Raw genomic sequence first — 18430 nt, 5'->3', positions numbered from 1 at the left:
GATTAACTGATGGCGAAAACATTGGATAAGGTTGATGTAGTAACGGTAGGAGTCGGTTGGATGGGCGGCATTATCGCAGCCGAATGCGCAAAGGCGGGGTTGAAAGTACGCGGGTTGGAAAGAGGGAAACCGCGGGGTACTGAAGATTATCTAATGGTGCATGATGAATATCGGTATGCAATACGCTATGAACTGATGCAGGATTTGTCGAAGGAGACGATTACGTTTCGCAACCATCGTAAAATGCGTGCGCTCCCAATGAGGCAGTTGGGTTCATTTCTCCTTGGCGAGGGTCTTGGCGGTGCGGGAACACACTGGAATGGCCACACTTTCCGCTTCTTGCCTTACGATTTTCAAATTAAGACAATGACCGAGAAAAAATACGGGAAAAACAAACTTTCAAAAGATTACTTACTGCAGGATTGGGGAGTTACGTACGACGAATTGGAGCCGTATTTTGACAAGTACGAAAAAACGACAGGCATATCGGGAGAAAACACAAACCCATTCGCGGGTAAGCGCTCCTCGGAGTTTCCGACACCGCCGATGAAAAAGACGCCTATTCTGAAAAAGTTTGAAAATGCCGCTACTTCTTTAGGCTACCATCCATACATGTTACCGTCCGCGAACCTGTCTGAAGTATACGAAAACCCGGATGGCCAAACAATCGGCGCTTGCCAGTACTGCGGATTTTGTGAACGATTCGGCTGTGAATATGGGGCAAAAACATCTCCGGAAATTACTGTTGTCCCAACAGCCATGAAAACTGGGAACTTCGATATTACGTTTCATGCGAACGTCGTTGAGGTTCTAAAGTCGGGGAACAAAGTGACGGGTGTTAGATATGTAGACACGCAATCAGGCGAGGAGTTCATCCAGCCTGCCGAAGTGGTAGTCCTCACAAGTTATGTAATGAACAATGCAAAACTACTTATGGTCTCCAAAATCGGTGAGCAATATAATCCCGACACGGGAAGAGGAACACTGGGTAAAAATTATGGATATCAAATTTTACCGACCGTAACCGGATTCTTCAATGAACAGATGAATGTATTCATGGGTGCAGGTGCTCTAGGCATGACAATTGATGATTTCAATGGAGACAGTTTTGATCATTCCGATCTCGATTTCATTCACGGGGCGAGCATTTCAATTACGCAAACCGGATACAGGCCGATACAGATAAATCCGGTTCCGCCGGAAACCCCGGCGTGGGGCTCAGATTTCAAAAAGGCATCGATTGAAAATTATACTCGCATGTTATCGATTGGCGGTCAAGGTGCTTCCATGCCGCATAAGGAAAACTTCATGTCGCTTGACCCAGACTATCGTGATGCATACGGCGTACCGCTTTTGCAGCTGACGTACAACTTCACGGAACAGGACCGGAATATGCATAAGTACCTTACTGACCGGATTGCGGAGATTATGAAGGAAATGGGTGCGAAAACCGTAGTCCCTGGAAATCCTATTTCAGACTATGACATAGTTCCTTATCAAACGACACATAATACGGGTGGAACAATCATGGGCACGGATCCAGCCAATAGTGTTGTCAACACCTATTTGCAGCATTGGGATGCCGAAAATCTATTCGTCGTCGGTGCGGGGAACTTCCCGCATAATGGCGGCTATAACCCGACTGGAACGATTGGGGCATTGGCTTATCGCACTGCTGAAGCCATTTTGAAGTACAGCAAGAACGGCGGTTCACTCGTGTGAATGAAGGGAGAAGTTTCATATGAATTTAGCAGCTATTGGCGTTCCTGGATTAATTATTATCTTAGTCATCGTCCTTATTTTATTCGGGCCTCGAAAGTTACCGGAAGTCGGCTCTGCGGTCGGTAAGACATTGGCAGAATTCAAAAAATCAGCCCGCGACATACTTGAAGATGAAGAAGTAAAGGATACGCCAAAGAAAACGGATATTTCGTAAGCAGGTGATGAAATGGATCCGTACGGAGATCATAATCGAAAAATAATAAGCCCTCTTGATAAGATGACAGTACAGCGGGAGCAAGATAGTCAACAAGATAAGATGCCTCTGTTAGAGGAGCAAGTTGAGATGGAATCGGATTCGGGGCAGCAGAAGCCGGAACTTTTTATTGAAACGCCGGATAGCAACAATGGGAAGTCGGACAACGATCCAACACTTGTCGAGCACCTGACCGATTTGCGCAAACAGCTTATTAAAAGTGCTGTTGTCTTCATTTCCTTTTTTGTCGGTGTATTTGCGACGGTAAACTTATGGGTTCCAATTGCCACGAGAGGGCATGAATTGATTGTCCTTGGACCGATGGAAGTCGTCGTATTCTACATGTCCATCTCAACCGCTTTAGCATTTGGATTATCGCTCCCATTCCTATGCCACTTCTTATGGCAATTCGTGAAGCCGGGGCTTCACTTGAAGGAAAAGCAGTTTCTTAGCCTGTATTCGCCAGTCATGTTCCTCTTATTCCTCGGTGGATTGGCATTCGGCTACTTCGTCGTCAATCCACTGAGTTACGGCTTCCTCGTATCATTAGGAGCCGTAAACTTCACTGTGATGGTGTCTGCACAGGAATATGCGAAGTTCCTGCTTATGACGACGATGCCGATCGGGCTCTTGTTCGAGCTGCCAATCGTCGCCATGTTCCTGGCCGCAATCGGAGTATTGACAGCTCACACATTACGCAAAGTGAGAAAGTGGTCCTATCTCATACTGGCAGTTGTCTCTGCGCTCATCACCCCACCCGATTTCGTCAGCCAGCTCATCATACTTATCCCGATGATCTTGCTGTACGAGGCGAGCATTTATATCGTTCTTCACATGGAGAGGCGCAATATTGCGGTGAATGAATAAAAGGAGAGGACGCAATTTCATGCGCCCTCTCCTGTTTATTTCAGCTGAATAAACCGCCCAGCAATCCTTTGTTTCGGTTGGGTGAAGTGGTAGTGGAAGTGCGAGAGCCTTTCGCGCCTCTCGTAGGCGTAGAGCCGAATGAATCAAACTGCTTCGATAACTTGTTTCGTGCGTCCTTGTTTCTCATCAAATATGCTGCGCCTAACCCAAGAGCGGTCAATGCCATTTTTTTATTCATCAACGTTACCTCCTAATTTTTTGCTTATAAAATACTTTCCCGATTTGATAGAGTCTAAACAAAGACACAAAAAAACGGCACCCGTAAAGGATGCCGATTTTCCCGTGAGAAAGATACTTATGAATAAGGTGATCCATTTTTTGAGGTGAATGGTTCTGCGAGCGATTCGAACTGCCTCATCAGCTTTCCTCGGACTTTTTTATTTCTCATAAGAAAAGCCGCTCCGATCCCTAATGCCGCTATCGCCATTTTATTCATAAAAACGTCACCTTCCCCACATTGGATTTTGGATCATTGTTAAGATTCCCTACTTCGTTATTTCTATCCGGATTTTTCAATAAGTCCAGTACCGAAATATTAACGTCTTTTTTATTGTAAAATAAATTACGTTATAGAGTAACTATTTATTGCGCTTTGGAATAAAATAAATTACTATACAAAGTAAGGGGTGATAATGTGGAAAGAGATAATCTTCGATTGAATGTTTCACTGCTGAGGAGAAGGGTGCCGAATTTGACGAGCGCAGCTAAATCGGTCGGGCTGCGCCCAGCTACAGTCTCGAATTTGTGTACGGGCAAAATTTCAGTCGGTAAATCGGAAGTGAGGACGCTTGTAGCGCTTGCGGATTTGGCGGAGTGCAGTTTGGATGAATTGATAATCCGGGGGGAGAAGATCGAGATGATCGAAACAAAGATTAAAACATTGGATTTATTCGCACCGTTGGCAAAAGGCGGGACAGTCGGTTTAGTCGCGCGGAAGCAAATGGGCCAACTTGTTGTCTTGAGTGAATTATTCTATCGGTTAAAGCGTGAGGGTTATACAACATTCCTCTTAATGCCCGAAGGAAATTACCCGGAGCTGGAAGATATTTTGGAAAATGTGGATGTCACAACAAAAACGATTGACGAAACGTATGAAAAAATGGCGGCCCTCGGTATTGAAAAGGAAATAGCATTTGCGGCAGACAAAAGTCATGTAGTGGCAGGTGGAATCTATGAGCTGCAAGAACATTTACAGCAAATCGGTATGGACACAGTCACGACGTTCCTATTGGATCTGACAGGAGAGGCAGTGGACGAAGAATTACCATATGGCCCACTTGAAACGCTTTGGCAATTCGACGCCGATCTATCGGCAAGACACCGATATCCTGCAGTCAATCCGATTTCCTCCACTTCATCTGTACTGGAAGGCTCGCATATGGATCAGAATCATTTCTTCATTCAACAACGAGCACAAAAATTACTACGGCGTTACCGGGAGCTACGTTCACTTGTAACTGTAGGCGGGGAAGAGAAGCTGCCGTCGTCCGAAGTGCAAACTTATAAACGCGGAGAGCGCTTGGAGGCGTATTTGACCCAACCGTTCTATGTGGCGGAAGAGTACACCGGGCAAAAGGGTCAATCTGTTGGTCTTCAAGATACCTTGAAAGATGTGCAAGCGATATTGGATGGCTCATTTGATTCACAAGGTATTGAAAGCCTAAGTTGTGTCGGAAAATTATAAAATATAGTTGTAAGAGTGATATTGTTTCGGATAAAGTATAAATAAGCTTTCAAGGAGTGACATTGTCGCTCCTTTTTACGTGAAAAATAGTAGGGGGGATTCAAATTTTTCGTTCATGTCGAAAAGTGGCGGAATGGATGGGCTGCTATGATCGTCCTTGGGGAATCGCGGGTGGATGGGCAATAGATCTTTTTGTCGGGAATGAAACACGGGCACATTCGGACATTGAAATCGCTGTACTTCGAGAAGATCAACGCAGGTTGAAGAATGTATTAGCCGATTGGTCCTTTCAAAAAGCGGTCAATGGGGAACTCCTTGATTGGGATTTGGAAATGCTTGAGCTGCCGATCCATGAATTACACGGCAACCATAAGAGAAGCGAGGAACGTCTGGAATTCTTGTTGAATGAAGTGGAAAATGAGCGGTGGGTTTTTAGACGTGATCCGACAATCACTTGTCCAAGTTCAATGCTATTCCCAGTTTCCGACGAAGGCATTCCTTATTTGCATCCGGCGGTTGTCCTTCTATACAAAGCGAAAAATCCGCGAGAGAAGGACCACGCTGATTTCCATGTTGTGAAGGAATTGCTAGGCGATAAAGATCGTCAATGGCTTCGCAGTGCACTTGAAATTCATGTACCCGGCCATCCGTGGATTTCCCATTTACGAGAAGACATTCAGTATAGACAATGATGTCACGTTAGTCGTAGATACCCATAGTACGTGGAATTCTGGGAGCCTTTCCGCCCGACAGGTCATTGATCATAATAATAGAGTGCTGAAATGGTTTGCGCGCGTCAAGGAAGCAGGCGATATTCAATTTAATGAATGAAAATGGATGCCGATCGCTATTCTGCGCTCGGTTTTTAAATTATATTTTTCGCGCGTCCAAAAAGAGCGGTCCCACGTCCAAAGAGCACCCTTGCGCGTCCAATGTAAGCCTCCCTGCGTCCAAAGAATCTCTCCATGCGTCCAAAGTTGCCCGCTATGCGTCCAAAGCAGTCTTCCGCCCGTCCAAAGTGATCCGCTTTGCGTCCAAAGAAATCCCCCCACGCCCAGTCCGCCGAAATCCTTTACCGTATCCTATTAGAAACAATCCTTTTTTAAGAAGGCGGGAAGGCAATGGTGCGTTGGATTGATATCTCCGTTGGAAAGCATGAGTTAAAACTATTTGATGGAGATCGATTGCTGAAAAAGTATCCGATCGCCGTAGGGAGGATTGTGACGTCTACGCCGATCGGGACATTTAAAATCATTAATAAGCAGCTGAATCCTGGCGGTCCGTTCGGTGCTTATTGGATGGGGCTATCCAAACCCCATTACGGGATCCATGGTACAAATAATCCTTCTTCCATCGGGAAAAACGTGTCGCGCGGCTGTATCCGGATGCATAACAAAGATGTCCTGGAGCTGTCCAAGGAAGTGCTGTTAGGAACGACGGTCGTCATTCATAAGTAAGAATATAGATGAAAAGCCGGTTGCTTGGGTGCAATCGGCTTCATTTCGTTGTGGTTGGGGAATCAAGTTCAACCCATTCCTTCGACCACTCTTCAATCTCTTTCATTATCGGCGTCAAAGACATTCCCTTCTCCGTCAATGAATACTCGATGCGCACCGGTGTTTCGGGATATACTTCGCGTACGACGAACCCGCGCTGCTCCAAATCCTTCAGCCGTTCCGTCAACGTTTTTCCGCTCACTCCCAATTTGTCGGTCATCGTGCAAAAGCGCTGCGGACCGGACATGAGTTGGTATAAAATCAACGCAGTCCATCTCTGGCTCAAGATGGAGACAGTCTTTTCAAAGCGTGGACATAGCTCGAATTCATTCATATGCCAAAATCCTTTCACATAAAATCTTTATTTGTTGACAAACTACATTATAGCATATAAAGTTAGTTACATAAAGTAAGTAACTTACTGGGAGGAATAAACAATGAATTTTCATCAACCGCCACATATATACACAGGGGAAGTCGTTTTGAAAGTGACTGACCTGAACAAATTGACAAGCTTCTATACAGAAATCATCGGATTCGACGTGTTGGAAAAGGATGATAATCGCGTAATCTTAACAGCCGATGGCAAAAATCCGTTGCTCGTAATGGAGCAACCGGAGCAAATACATCCGAAAGAGCCAAGACGAACAGGGCTATATCATTTCGCGCTTTTGTTGCCGACACGAGCAGATCTCGGAAAAGCGATTAAGCATTTTTCAGAGAACGAAGTACGCCTTGGGGCTTCAGATCATCTCGTGAGTGAAGCACTGTACTTATCCGATCCTGACGGAAACGGAATTGAGATTTACCGTGATCGGGAACCGGAAACTTGGAAATGGCAAAATGATTTCGTCGCGATGAGCACGGACCCGCTTGATGCAAGAGCTATTGTTGAAGAAAGCGGGAATGAGGAATGGAATGGTCTGCCCGAAGGAACACTCATGGGACATGTCCATCTCCACGTCGCAAGCCTTCCAGAGACACAAGCATTTTATGAAGCGTTAGGTTTCAGAGTTGCCACACATTATCCGCAAGCATTATTCATGTCGACGGGGAATTATCACCATCATCTTGGACTGAATACGTGGAATGGAGCAGGAGCGCCCCGACCGTCCGAAGAAAGCGCAGGTCTTCAAGCTTACACACTTGTCTATCCTGACGAAACGACTTTGGCTGCGGCAATCGGAAAAATTGAAGAATCAGGTGCTATTGTGGAATCCAAACCAGGCCAATTTATAACGGAAGATCCGTCTGGAAATGGAATCATTCTGCGTCTTCACCGATAAAAAATTGAAACCGATAATAGTGAAACTTTTTTCGACACCAACCGTAATAAACCGTATACTTGAATAAACACTATTGTAGACGGTAAAGGACGTGGGAAATTGACAAAGAAGCTTTGGTTCCAAGTTGGTGTCGGCATTTTATTGGCCATCTTAATCATAAAATATTTCATGGAAATCAGTTTCATATTTGCGCCGGTCATCATTATTATAAAAGCGATTATTTTGCCATTGCTGCTCGGTGGTGTGCTTTATTACATGACTGAACCGATCCAACGTTTCCTGGAAAGTCGTAATATCCCGCGTTGGGGAAGTATTCTGATCATCTTGGCGGGCTTGGTCATCGTACTGGCAATTTTCATTTCCATCATAGGCCCCCATGTAACGAGACAGGTGAATAATCTTGTCGAAAACGCGCCAACCTTGTCGAAGAAATTCGATGATATGAGAAGTATGTTCGGTAATCTGGAAGATTATTTACCTCCTAGCCTGCAAGGGTCAATCGACAGTGCCACAGATACGATTCAGGCAATTGCTGTGAATTTCGGAAAATGGATCGTCCAATTTTTACAATCCTTCTTCCAAGCGATATTCCTGCTTATATTGGTGCCGTTCTTCTTCATTTTCATGTTGAAGGACCATGAAAAGTTTGCACCGATCATTTACGACCTGTTCAGTGGCGAGCGGCGTGAATGGGTTAAAAAAACCTTGAGCGACATTGACAACGTACTGCGTTCTTACATTCAGGGACAATTCCTGATCAGTACAATCCTGGCAACTCTCATCTTCATCGGATATTTAATATTAGGTCTTGAATACGCATTGCTTCTTGCCATCTTCGCGCTATTCATGAACTTGATTCCTTTCATCGGACCATGGATTGCGGTTGCGCCGGCTCTTATCATCGCTTTTATGGATAAACCTAAACTTGTCATCGGTGTAGCGATCGTGACACTCGTAGCCCAGCAAATCGACAGCAATCTTATCACGCCGAACGTCATGGGCAAATCGCTCGACATTCACCCGCTCACTGTTATTACAATCATCCTTGCAGCGGGCAATATCGCCGGTTTCGTCGGTATTATCGTTGGCGTGCCTGTATATGCAGTCGGAAAAGTGATTGTACGCAATATATACGACCAACGTAGAAAGATCAAACATGCAGCTACAAAGGATGTGCAAGGCTGACAATAAACGCCGGTATTGGATAAAACCAATACCGGTATTTTCATTTCTTTCAGATTGCGATTTTGAAATGATATAATACAATCTAGTAGGCAGACGACTGGATGTGGGAGTATGCAACATGACGGCTATACGTTAAGGGATATTCAATTTTGGAAGATCGTAATCGGCTTGGGGTCCGCATCAATTTTCATCTTCGCCTCAATGTATTCAATGCAGCCTCTCCTGCCTTTATTCACAAAGGAGTTCGGTATCTCGGTTTCTTATGCAAGTACGGCCATGTCTATGACGACGATCGGTCTAATAACCGGACTTATTGTCCTCGGTTTCTATTCGGATCGGAACGGACGGAAAGTATACATTTACCTTTCTTTAATCGGATCGGCTATTCCATTTCTACTTATCGCAAACACGGATTCATTCCTGCTCATCATCATTCTTCGCTTCGTGCAAGGGTTTGCACTCGCTGGTGTACCTGCCGCGGCACTTGCCTATATCAGCGAGGAAATACATAAGCAGTTTACAAGTGTCGCGACAGCGCTCTATATTTCCTCCAATGGACTGGGAGGCATGATCGGCCGTTTCATGACGGGGTTCATTGCAGAACAGGCTTCATGGCAAGTGTCCTTGTACATACTTTCGATTTTTGGAACGGTGCTGTTCATCATCCTACTGTTGACGTTGCCGAAATCAAGGAATTTCGTGCCGAGTGATACGACCTTTGCGAAAGATATCGAAGGAATCGTAATTCATATCAAAAACCCCGCATTGCTTATCGTATTCGGTTTAGGAATCGTCCTTCAATTGTCTTTTACAGGAGTGTGGACGTATTTACCGTTTCATCTGATCGACCCGCCGTATTCCCTATCGCTTGAGACGATTTCATACTTATACTTGGCGTATGGGTTCGGAGTGGTCGGTGCTCCGCTTGCAGGGTGGCTTTCAGGGAAGTTCGGTCTCCGCAATGTCAGGCTTGCCGGGATTGCATTATTAGCCATAGGGATTGGTATGACAGCATTTTCATCGCTCGCTATGATCATTATCGGTCTATGTGTAATCTGTTTAGGATTTTTCACGGCCCATTCTTTGACGGCGGCATCCGTCAGCAAGGAAGCGACTCATCATAAGGGCAGTGCAGCGAGTCTATATTTAGTTTCCTATTACATTGGCGTAGCCATGGGCAGTACGTTGTTCAGTCCGTTGTATGAAACGATTGGCTGGGGAGGGCTTATTGCAGTTACTGCGGTGTTGCCGGTTGTTTATGTGGGGATGATTAGGTATAGAAGAGCGAACAGGGCGTAACGAATAAAAACAGGGCAGCCGGAGAAATGTGGCTAGCCCTGTTTTCAATTTATTCATTTAAATGATTCTGGAATAGTTGTCAAATCGATTCCCCATAGTAACGGCAGTAAGACATAAATGGCTGCTGAAACGAGGATGATTCCAATGATGTTGAGTGCAAATCCGGCTTTTGCCATGTCAGGGATCCGTAAATAGCCGGAACCGAATACGACGGCGTTCGGCGGTGTCGCAACCGGCAGCATAAACGCACAAGAAGCGGCTACACCAGCTGCAATCATTAATGCATACGGATGGAACCCTAATGCGACGGCAAGAGACGCCATAATCGGATACATCATGGAAGCGGTTGCAGTGTTGGATGTGATTTCCGTCAAGAAGATGACGAGTGCTGTGACGACAATGATGACGACAAGAATATGTACGCCACTCAATCCCGACAATTGTGATCCAATCCAAACGGACAGTTCCGAGCTGACAAATCCGGCAGCGATTGCAAGACCGCCCCCGAAGAGCAAGAGAATGCCCCACGGTAATTTAACAGCCGTATTCCAATCCAATAGGTGATCACCCTTTTTAGTAACTGATGGGATGATGAATAAAAGAATCGCAAATACCATCGCAATGACACCATCACTTAACCCGTCGATAAACTTGGATAGCAGGAAAGTTCGAGTAATCCAAGAGAAAGCCGCCAATACAAAAATCGTCAGTACAATTCTTTCCTCCGTAGAAGCTTTGCCCAATTTCTGCTTTTCGCTATCAATGATGCCGCGCCCACCTGGCAGGGTCTTGATTTTTGAAGGAAATGCAAATTTCACAAGATAGACCCAAGTAATTAAAATGAAACTCCAAGCAAGCGGTACACCGAACATCATCCATTTTGCAAAGGACAGCTCAATGCCATACATTTTATTGATTGCGCCCGCAAGCAAAGTATTCGGCGGCGTTCCGATCAATGTCGCGATACCACCCAATGAAGCCGAATAAGCAATCCCCAACATGAGCGCCTTACCAAATCCGAAATTCTCTTTTGACGTATCGATGGAAGGGTCATCCTTCAACGCGTCTGAAATTTGGTAGATGATTGCAAGACCTATCGGCACCATCATCATTGCTGTCGCCGTATTGGAAATCCACATGGAAAGGAACCCGGTTGCGACCATGAAACCTAAAACGATGCGGTCCATATTCGTTCCGATCGCGGAAATGATCGTCAATGCGATCCGGCGATGCAGATTCCATTTTTCCATGGCTAGTGCTATCATGAAGCCTCCCATGAATAAAAAGATCGTTTCGTCTCCATATGCCGAAGCGGTAGATTTCACTTCCATACCGCCGGACAAAGGGAACAGGACTAGCGGCAGTAACGAAGTAACGGGGATAGGAATGGCCTCGGTAATCCACCACGTTGCGATCCACATCGTACTCGCCAAAATGGCGACACCCTCTGGCGAAAGTCCTTCAGGCTTGAAAAATAGTAAAGTAATAAAGAATAATAGCGGTCCTAATACTAGTCCAATCAATTGTGCTGGTGAATAACTCCGTGGATCTCGCCCTCCGCCTGCGTTTCCTACACCGACTTTCTGACCGCCCCCGCCGCCGGATGCCATCTCTGAAGAATCCGGTCGGAAAAAGAAACGGAACAAGTCTTTTACCTGATCGTGCATATGCCACAACCGGTCCCATGTCGATGAAAACATTGTCGAATTCCCCCTTTATGTAATTGTTAAAATTTTTCAGTGCATTATGAGTATACTATTCAACTACTTGCGGGACAAGCACATAAAAAACGTTGTCCGGTATTGGACAACGTTACGTAATCACTCAAAATATAGCTCCCGATGCAGTTGGCACCCCGGATTAAACCCCGCTCCACAAGAAGGACATTTTGAATTGCAACCCAAATATTCATTTATCATCAGTTCGTGACCACAACACCCACACAACACAGCCTTTTCATCAAACCTCTCTGTCGGCCAAACTTTATGGTCTCCGCAACCTGATTCTTCATGGCATTGATAGCAAGGAAAATAAGTATCACAGCAATAAAATTTAATCGCGATAATATCAAGCTCGGAATGGTAATGCGTACAGCGCGTCTCACTATCGATGACATTGCCTGAAACATGAATCATTCATTCCCCTCCTCAACATGAATAAATTAGATGCTTGCGGAAAGCCTGCATATAAAAAGGACTGATTTTCTTGTTAACTGAATATCCGATCATCCACACAAATATATGGGATGCATTTTGGGCGGTTCCGGTTGTATTGTTGGTTGTATTGGCTGCTAAATGGCTGTTCGGCGTGCGGTCGAGTTGGTTGACGACGATTGCCACGGTAGCTGCATTGATTTTATCAATTTTCATAAGCCATCGCGGCAATTTATCTGCGGGAATTTTCATGGGCTTTTTTTATTCTGGAGCAGCAATCGGCGTTCTTTATTCCGTTAAACAATCTTATTTGGCATACCGCGCAAGATGAAAAGTTCATTTTAGCGGGCAAAACCCACACTGCATCAAACCAGGCACATCTTTCGAAAAACAGCACGTCGTTCGAACTTTCGTGTTCAGCAAATCGCACGGCTCGCTTCCTTTTAAAAAAGCTCCAAATAGAGAGTGGGAGGCAATGTCTTTCCATATCTCGTCATCTTTCAAGGAACTTACATCTGCCTGCGCTTTTTCTATCGTGCCAGGATTGCTCAATATGACATGATACTGCCACAGCAAAAAGCCGAAAATGTTCTCCCACAGAGTCAGCGGAGAGACGGAGGTGACTGTCCGGATTTGACGGATGACTTTGTCAGCTTGCAACAAGATTTTCCGGATGGCAGCCCGACGTTCATTTTCGTCGACCACTCGCCAATCGCACTCTTCGACAAAGGTGCTTACTGTCCGGTTTCCATACTCTTCGACCGCTCCAAAATACATCTTCGCTGCATCGCCATCCCAAACTTCGTCATAAACCGCTAAATTATACAACTGCATATTGATGAACATTCCAAAACGCCGCATAAAGAAAGAAGCAGCAATCGTCATATTTGGGCTTCCGCTGACTGTTTGCACAGCTCGAATGCAATCCGCCGTTTTTTCAATATCAAGCAGGTCATGTAATGTGAATAAGAGATGTTGCGGGTTATTTACGTAAACACTATAACTATTCAATTGTCTAATTTGATCGCTCGATAGTTTTGTCATATGACAATTATAAGTATTGGCACACTTTTCAACAAGTTGAGCAGGCTCTCAGACTGTACTATACTGATTGCAATACAACAGCAGGGAAGTGTGACATATGACAAAGCTATTAAAATCATTGGAATGTATCGGATTAATTGAAAAAGACACTGACATTATTATCCCTCTTTCAAATGGCGAGCCACACGGTTTGTTGGATGTACTTGAAGCAAATTACGAGAAATTGGATAACGTCAAAGTGCATCAAATGTTGGCACTTCGTGAGCGTGGCTATATAAACGGTAAAATGACCGGACACCTTTCCCACATTTCGTACTTCCTGAGCGGAGCGACGAGAAAAGCATTTTGGGAAGGGCATGTCGAATTAATTCCAAATGTGTTTCAGGAAATGTATAGATTGCTGCAGAAGACGACGAAGAAACCGATGGTCATGGCGGTCGCTTCGCCGATGGATGAGCATGGCTATTTTTCGCTTGGCACGAATGCTGATTATGCCGCTGAATTTATCGGGAAGGTTCCTTTTATATTAGAAGTGAACCGCCACATGCCGCGCACTTTCGGGGCGAATCAAATCCACATTAGCCAAATTGCGGGATTCATTGAAAATGATTTGCCGTTGACTGAAGAGTTATCGCCGGTAATTACGGAAAAAGATCAGAAAATCGCGGAGTATATAACAAAAGATATCCAAGATGGCGATACGTTGCAGATCGGCATCGGTGCTATTCCGAATGCTGTCATGAAGATGCTCAAGGACCGCAAGCATTTGGGCATCCACACGGAAATGCTGACGGATGGCATTGTTGATTTAGTTGAGTCGGGTGCGGTGGATGGAATGAAAAAGTCGTCCCGTACAGGGAAAATTATTGCGACATTCGCTTTCGGATCACAGCGGCTTTATGATTTCCTCGATAACAATCCATCAGTGGAGTTTCTGCCGGTAAGTGTCGTCAATGATGCATATGAAATTGCAAAAGAGGATCATATGGTGTCGATTAATGCAACGACAGAAGTCGATTTGTATGGGCAATGCGCTTCCGAAACAGTGGCAGGGCGCTATTACTCTTCTAGCGGTGGCCAGGCCGATTTTGCTAGAGGTGTCCGATTGTCGAAATACGGCAAAGGGTATGTGTGTATGCATTCGACGGCGAAAAATGACACGATTTCGAGAATCAAGCTGCATCTTGCGCCAGGCTCTGTCGTGACTACCTCAAAAAACTACGTGGACAATGTTGTAACGGAGTATGGGATTGCCAGATTGCATGGCAAGTCACTATCCGAGAGGGCGAAAGCATTGATTGGCATCGCACATCCTAAGTTTAGGGAAGAATTAATGAGGGAAGCTAGAGAATTTGGTTTTATCGACTAATTAAGGGGGAGAGGCCGAGTGTGGCTTCTCCTTTTTTGATGGAGCGGACAAATTTTAAGCTGAATTATATTCAAACGGTGGTAAATTCCCCCGAATCGGTGATAACACATCAAGAGTCGGTGATAAAGTCATTCAAGTCGGTGATAAACTATTCCAAATCGGTGATAACACTTCCAAGGTCATTGAAAGTGGTGAAAATACTACATACGAAGTGGGGAATATTGGTCAAGTGGTGATAAACCTCGTCTGAGTGGTGATAACCATCTCCTAAGTGGTGATAAACTCCATCTCAGCGGTGATAAGCCTCTCCTAAGCGGTGATAAACAAAACTATTGCGCGCCATATACCCGCGGTGGTATATTGAAGGTGCAATAATAATACTGCGCAGGGTATGCTTGCGACCCGGTTCATTGTTCGAAGAGGGGCCACTAAACCATTATTATAGTTGCCGCAAAAACTAAGGAGTGAAAACCGATGGAATGGATTATTATCATAGCAATAATTGCATTTTTCGCATGGCGCATGATGCCGTCAAAAGGCGTGAAATCGATATCTACCGACGAACTGAAGACGGTGTTGAAAGATAAGTCGAAGCAATTCATTGATGTCCGTACGCCGGCAGAATACAAAGGATGCCATATTAATGAATTTACCAATATTCCTCTGAATTTGTTGAAATCCAAGTTGGATAAACTCGATAAGAATAAAGAGGTTGTCGTCATTTGCCAGAGCGGCATGCGAAGTTCTCAAGCCGCAAATATCCTGAAAAAGTCGGGATTCACAAATGTCACGAACGTCAGGGGCGGTATGAGCGCATGGCGCGGATAAGTTACTAAAACACGAAAGCATCTGTTGCGGAAATCGCGGCGGATGCTTTTTGACGTCCAAAGCAAGCCACCGTGCGTCCAAAGCAAGCCGTCCCGCGTCCAAAGCGATCCCCCACGCGTCCAAAGCAAGTCCCCGCGCGTCCAAAGTGATCCCCCGCGCGTCCAAAGCAAGTCCCCGCGCGTCCAAAGCGAGCTCCCGCGCGTCCAAAGCGATCCCCCGCGCGTCCAAAGCGAGCCCTCGCGCGTCCAAAGCAAGCAGCTGCGCGTCCAAAGCGAGCCATCGCGCATCCAAAGCGAGCCGACCCGCGCTCAAAACTATCCTTCCCATCCATCCAAACCTCGCCAATTCGCCAAAAACCGCGCCATTTGCCCAACCAAACCCATAGGCGTATACATATTATTGTTATGAAGAGGTGGTGAACGTTGAAAAAAGATAAGGCGACTATTGGACGCGATCCGTATGAGATCGAACAGCGAGAATGGAAGCACAGACAATCGAAGGAACGATATAAGCAGCTATTGACGATCGCTTCGCCAATCTTCCTGTTGCTGTTGTGGGAAGTGATGTCGAGAACGGGGATAATTGATATCCGGTTTTTCCCTCCGCCATCCGCCATTTTAGGCACCTTTGTCAAAATGATTGCGAGCGGGGCGATGGCGGACCATATCGGGGTTTCGTTGTACCGGATTTTTGCAGGTTTCCTTGCGGGTGTCATACCAGGGGTTGTCATCGGTTTGCTGATGGGTCTTTATTCCCCGATCCGTCATTTTGTTCAGCCGATCGTCATGGCACTAATGCCGATTCCGACGCTTGCATTGCTGCCGATCATCATCATCCTATTTGGGATCGGTGATTTGTCGAAAGTTGTTACGATCGCAGGAAGCGTATTTTTCCCGGTTGTCATCAATACGGCGGCTGGGGTTTTGAACATCGACCGAATTTATTTGGATGTTGCAAATAATTATGGAGCAGGTAAAGTGCAGTTCTTTTTCAAAATTGCTTTGCCTGGTGCTTTGCCGGTCATGCTGGAAGGAATCCAGATGGGGCAGGCGATTGCATTGCTCACGATTGTCGCTGCAGAAATGATGGGGGCGACATCGGGTATCGGATATTTGATCTGGACGTCGTATAAAGCATTTCTGCTCCAGGAAATGTACGTCGGACTCATCCTCATCTCCTTTTTCGGCTATCTCTTTTCCTTGATGCTTCGCGGTCTTCAGAAAAAGTTGTTACCTTGGAGGTGAGTGGATGAGAAAGAAAGCGAAAATCGAAATCAGGAATCTGACGAAGGCATTTTACAAGAAGCAATCAAGTGTGACAGCTCTCGACGATATTTCCCTCTCAATAGGAGAAGGGGAATTTGTCTGCATTGTCGGACCGAGCGGCTGTGGCAAAACGACTTTATTGCGGATATTGGCGGGTCTGGAACAACCGAGTATCGGTGAATTCGAAATTCGGTCGGAACAAGAAGGACGTCCTCTCCAATCGATGGTGTTCCAGGAAAGGGGCGTCATCCCCTGGCTGACTGTGAAGGAGAATGTTGCATTTGGGTTGAAAATGCGGAAAATGCCGAAGGACGTCATTCGGGAGAGGACGGAATATTACTTAAAAAAGACTGGACTTGATCCGTTTTCACATCTTTACCCTAAGGAATTATCCGGGGGAATGAAACAGCGGGTAAGCATAGCCCGTGCGTTCGCAAATGATCCCGAAATCCTCCTTATGGATGAACCGTTCGCTGCGTTGGATGAACAGAATAAGTTCATCCTCCAAGAAGAATTGTTATCCATCTGGTCGGAAACAAAAAAAACAGTGATCTTCATAACACATAGCATTGACGAAGCATTATTACTGAGCGATCGAATTCTGCTTATGAGTGCACAACCAGGGAAGATCATCCAACAAGTGAATATTGACACACCACGACCTAGGACAGTGGAAGATATCCGGAAAGACCCGAAACTTGCAGCGCAGTTTGTCGATATTTGGAAACATTTGCAAGACGAAGTACAGCGGTCCAGGAAAGAGAACAAATGAAATGGGGAAAAAGAGTGAAAGGGTTCAAATATGGTTGGATGATGATGTTGGCTGTCATGCTTGTACTTGCCGCATGCGCTAAACAAGAGCCCGCTCCGCCGACTAAAGTGGAAACACCGCCTGACGATACAGTCGCTGAGGCACCTTCTGGAGATTTGGCGCCACTTGAGAAACGGGTGAAAGTGATGATTGCTGAAGACGGTGCGGCTTCCGGTGCTGGGTTCTATATTGCGAAGGAAAAAGGGTATTTTGAAGACTATAATATCGAAGTTGAATTCGCTGATTTCGCCAATAGCGACGACATGCTTCCAGCACTTGCAGCGGGGGAAGTCGATATTGCGGGCGGCGTATCGACCGCTTCATTCTTTAACGCGATTGCGCAAGGCATCGATGTTCGGATCATCGCGGATAAAGGGCATAATATGCCAGGGAAATCGTATTTCACTTTCGTCATTGGAAACCATATGGTAGATGAAATTAAAGATTATCCAGATTTCCGCGGGAAAAAGATTGGCGTGTCTTCCAGAAACTCGATTGATGGATATATTTACGAGGAAATGTTGAAACATGCCGGATTGACAGAAGATGACGTCGAATACGTTCATATCGCTGACTTCGGTTCAATGCTTGGCGCGATTAACGCAGGAACAATAGACGCTGCGTTGAATATTGAACCGCTCATTGCGCAAGGCGTCGCAAATGGCTTACACGTCCGTTTCAAAGATGCAACCGACTATGCGCCAGAATCACAAATCGCAATGGTTCTCGCTTCGCCAAAATTCATGGACGAGGAAGAAATTTCGCTCCGCTTCATGGCTGCCTACTTGAAAGGCGTCAGGGATTACAACGACGCGTTCTTTAAAGGGGAAGGCAAGGAAGAAATTGTGGACATTATGGTGAAGCATACCGCTTTGAAAGATCCGGAGCTATGGGATAAAGTGAATGTCACCGGGCTCGATCCGGACGGTAGGATGTTCGTGGATGATATCAAGAAGCAATACGAAACATATAAAGCGAACGGTGCAATTCGCGGTGATATCGATTTCGATAAAGCCGTTGATACTTCATTGGCAGAGGAAGCTGTAGAGATTATTGGTGCTTATAAATAAAAGAAAAAGGTCCACTATTACGGGGATGCAATTCATAA

General features: G+C 45.6%; 21 protein-coding genes. 15 read left to right on the top strand and 6 right to left on the bottom strand.

Annotated elements, in window-relative coordinates; genetic code table 11:
* Positions 1–9: 9 nt before the first annotated feature.
* The 3 genes from M3191_RS03360 to tatC are packed head-to-tail and all read left to right on the top strand — an operon-like array spanning position 10 to position 2842.
* Positions 10–1722: a GMC family oxidoreductase gene (locus M3191_RS03360; RefSeq protein ID WP_251698016.1), complete on the top strand. Its 1713-nt coding sequence runs from the start codon at positions 10–12 to the stop codon at positions 1720–1722.
* A 19-nt stretch (positions 1723–1741) separates the two neighbouring features.
* The gene (gene tatA / locus M3191_RS03355; protein WP_251698015.1) at positions 1742–1936 is read left to right on the top strand and encodes a twin-arginine translocase TatA/TatE family subunit; all 195 of its coding nucleotides are present in this window, start codon (positions 1742–1744) and stop codon (positions 1934–1936) included.
* 12 nt (positions 1937–1948) lie between these two features.
* Positions 1949–2842 carry a twin-arginine translocase subunit TatC gene (gene tatC, locus M3191_RS03350; protein WP_251698014.1) on the top strand — a complete coding sequence of 298 codons (894 nt, stop codon included), beginning with the start codon at positions 1949–1951 and terminating at the stop codon, positions 2840–2842.
* 40 nt (positions 2843–2882) lie between these two features.
* On the opposite strand, the gene M3191_RS03345 is transcribed toward tatC, so the two are convergent.
* Positions 2883–3080 carry a hypothetical protein gene (locus M3191_RS03345; protein ID WP_251698013.1) on the bottom strand — a complete coding sequence of 66 codons (198 nt, stop codon included), beginning with the start codon at positions 3078–3080 and terminating at the stop codon, positions 2883–2885.
* 117 nt (positions 3081–3197) lie between these two features.
* Positions 3198–3338 carry a hypothetical protein gene (locus tag M3191_RS03340; protein WP_251693024.1) on the bottom strand — a complete coding sequence of 47 codons (141 nt, stop codon included), beginning with the start codon at positions 3336–3338 and terminating at the stop codon, positions 3198–3200.
* 198 nt (positions 3339–3536) lie between these two features.
* Here M3191_RS03340 and M3191_RS03335 point away from each other — a divergent pair, with 198 nt between their 5' ends.
* From M3191_RS03335 to M3191_RS03325, 3 genes are all read left to right on the top strand, one after another.
* Positions 3537–4586 (top strand): ATP synthase beta subunit C-terminal domain-containing protein, encoded by a 1050-nt coding sequence (locus M3191_RS03335; protein ID WP_251698012.1) that lies wholly within the window; start codon positions 3537–3539, stop codon positions 4584–4586.
* A 137-nt stretch (positions 4587–4723) separates the two neighbouring features.
* Complete coding sequence (locus M3191_RS03330) at positions 4724–5278, top strand: nucleotidyltransferase domain-containing protein (RefSeq protein ID WP_251698011.1); 555 nt, start codon at positions 4724–4726, stop codon at positions 5276–5278.
* Positions 5279–5707: 429 nt separating this feature from the next.
* On the top strand, positions 5708–6043 hold the full coding sequence (locus M3191_RS03325) for a L,D-transpeptidase (RefSeq protein WP_251698010.1): 336 nt from the start codon (positions 5708–5710) through the stop codon (positions 6041–6043).
* A gap of 40 nt (positions 6044–6083) precedes the next feature.
* Here the strand turns inward: M3191_RS03325 and M3191_RS03320 are convergent, their stop codons facing one another.
* Complete coding sequence (locus tag M3191_RS03320) at positions 6084–6416, bottom strand: winged helix-turn-helix transcriptional regulator (RefSeq protein ID WP_251693032.1); 333 nt, start codon at positions 6414–6416, stop codon at positions 6084–6086.
* A 103-nt stretch (positions 6417–6519) separates the two neighbouring features.
* Here M3191_RS03320 and M3191_RS03315 point away from each other — a divergent pair, with 103 nt between their 5' ends.
* From M3191_RS03315 to M3191_RS03305, 3 genes are all read left to right on the top strand, one after another.
* Positions 6520–7368 carry a VOC family protein gene (locus M3191_RS03315; RefSeq protein ID WP_251698009.1) on the top strand — a complete coding sequence of 283 codons (849 nt, stop codon included), beginning with the start codon at positions 6520–6522 and terminating at the stop codon, positions 7366–7368.
* Positions 7369–7467: 99 nt separating this feature from the next.
* Complete coding sequence (locus tag M3191_RS03310; protein ID WP_251698008.1) at positions 7468–8553, top strand: AI-2E family transporter; 1086 nt, start codon at positions 7468–7470, stop codon at positions 8551–8553.
* 111 nt (positions 8554–8664) lie between these two features.
* Positions 8665–9852: an MFS transporter gene (locus tag M3191_RS03305; RefSeq protein ID WP_251698007.1), complete on the top strand. Its 1188-nt coding sequence runs from the start codon at positions 8665–8667 to the stop codon at positions 9850–9852.
* A gap of 53 nt (positions 9853–9905) precedes the next feature.
* Here M3191_RS03305 and M3191_RS03300 read toward each other — a convergent pair whose 3' ends face one another.
* The gene (locus tag M3191_RS03300; RefSeq protein ID WP_251698006.1) at positions 9906–11552 is read right to left on the bottom strand and encodes an SLC13 family permease; all 1647 of its coding nucleotides are present in this window, start codon (positions 11550–11552) and stop codon (positions 9906–9908) included.
* 120 nt (positions 11553–11672) lie between these two features.
* Entirely contained in the window at positions 11673–11987 is a 315-nt protein-coding gene (locus M3191_RS03295) for a CHY zinc finger protein (protein ID WP_251698005.1), read from the bottom strand.
* A 70-nt stretch (positions 11988–12057) separates the two neighbouring features.
* On the opposite strand from M3191_RS03295, the gene M3191_RS03290 reads away from it, so the two are divergent.
* Complete coding sequence (locus M3191_RS03290) at positions 12058–12336, top strand: hypothetical protein (RefSeq protein WP_353056500.1); 279 nt, start codon at positions 12058–12060, stop codon at positions 12334–12336.
* A 5-nt stretch (positions 12337–12341) separates the two neighbouring features.
* Here M3191_RS03290 and M3191_RS03285 read toward each other — a convergent pair whose 3' ends face one another.
* Positions 12342–12890, bottom strand: a complete 549-nt coding sequence (locus M3191_RS03285) for a hypothetical protein (protein WP_251698004.1) — start codon at positions 12888–12890, stop codon at positions 12342–12344.
* 256 nt (positions 12891–13146) lie between these two features.
* On the opposite strand from M3191_RS03285, the gene M3191_RS03280 reads away from it, so the two are divergent.
* From M3191_RS03280 to M3191_RS03260, 5 genes are all read left to right on the top strand, one after another.
* Positions 13147–14418: an acetyl-CoA hydrolase/transferase family protein gene (locus M3191_RS03280; RefSeq protein ID WP_251698003.1), complete on the top strand. Its 1272-nt coding sequence runs from the start codon at positions 13147–13149 to the stop codon at positions 14416–14418.
* A gap of 474 nt (positions 14419–14892) precedes the next feature.
* Positions 14893–15246 (top strand): rhodanese-like domain-containing protein, encoded by a 354-nt coding sequence (locus tag M3191_RS03275; protein WP_251698002.1) that lies wholly within the window; start codon positions 14893–14895, stop codon positions 15244–15246.
* A 422-nt stretch (positions 15247–15668) separates the two neighbouring features.
* A complete protein-coding gene (locus M3191_RS03270) occupies positions 15669–16490 on the top strand; it encodes an ABC transporter permease (RefSeq protein ID WP_251698001.1) in 822 nt (273 codons plus the stop codon).
* A gap of 4 nt (positions 16491–16494) precedes the next feature.
* Positions 16495–17283: an ABC transporter ATP-binding protein gene (locus M3191_RS03265; RefSeq protein WP_251698000.1), complete on the top strand. Its 789-nt coding sequence runs from the start codon at positions 16495–16497 to the stop codon at positions 17281–17283.
* Positions 17280–18392 (top strand): ABC transporter substrate-binding protein, encoded by a 1113-nt coding sequence (locus M3191_RS03260; protein WP_251697999.1) that lies wholly within the window; start codon positions 17280–17282, stop codon positions 18390–18392. The genes M3191_RS03265 and M3191_RS03260 overlap by 4 nt, the downstream gene beginning before the upstream one ends.
* Positions 18393–18430 lie beyond the last annotated feature (38 nt).

Origin of the sequence: Sporosarcina luteola, from assembly GCF_023715535.1 — a bacterium.
Classification (GTDB): domain Bacteria; phylum Bacillota; class Bacilli; order Bacillales_A; family Planococcaceae; genus Sporosarcina; species Sporosarcina luteola_B.
This window is presented reverse-complemented; position numbering and strand designations above follow the sequence as displayed.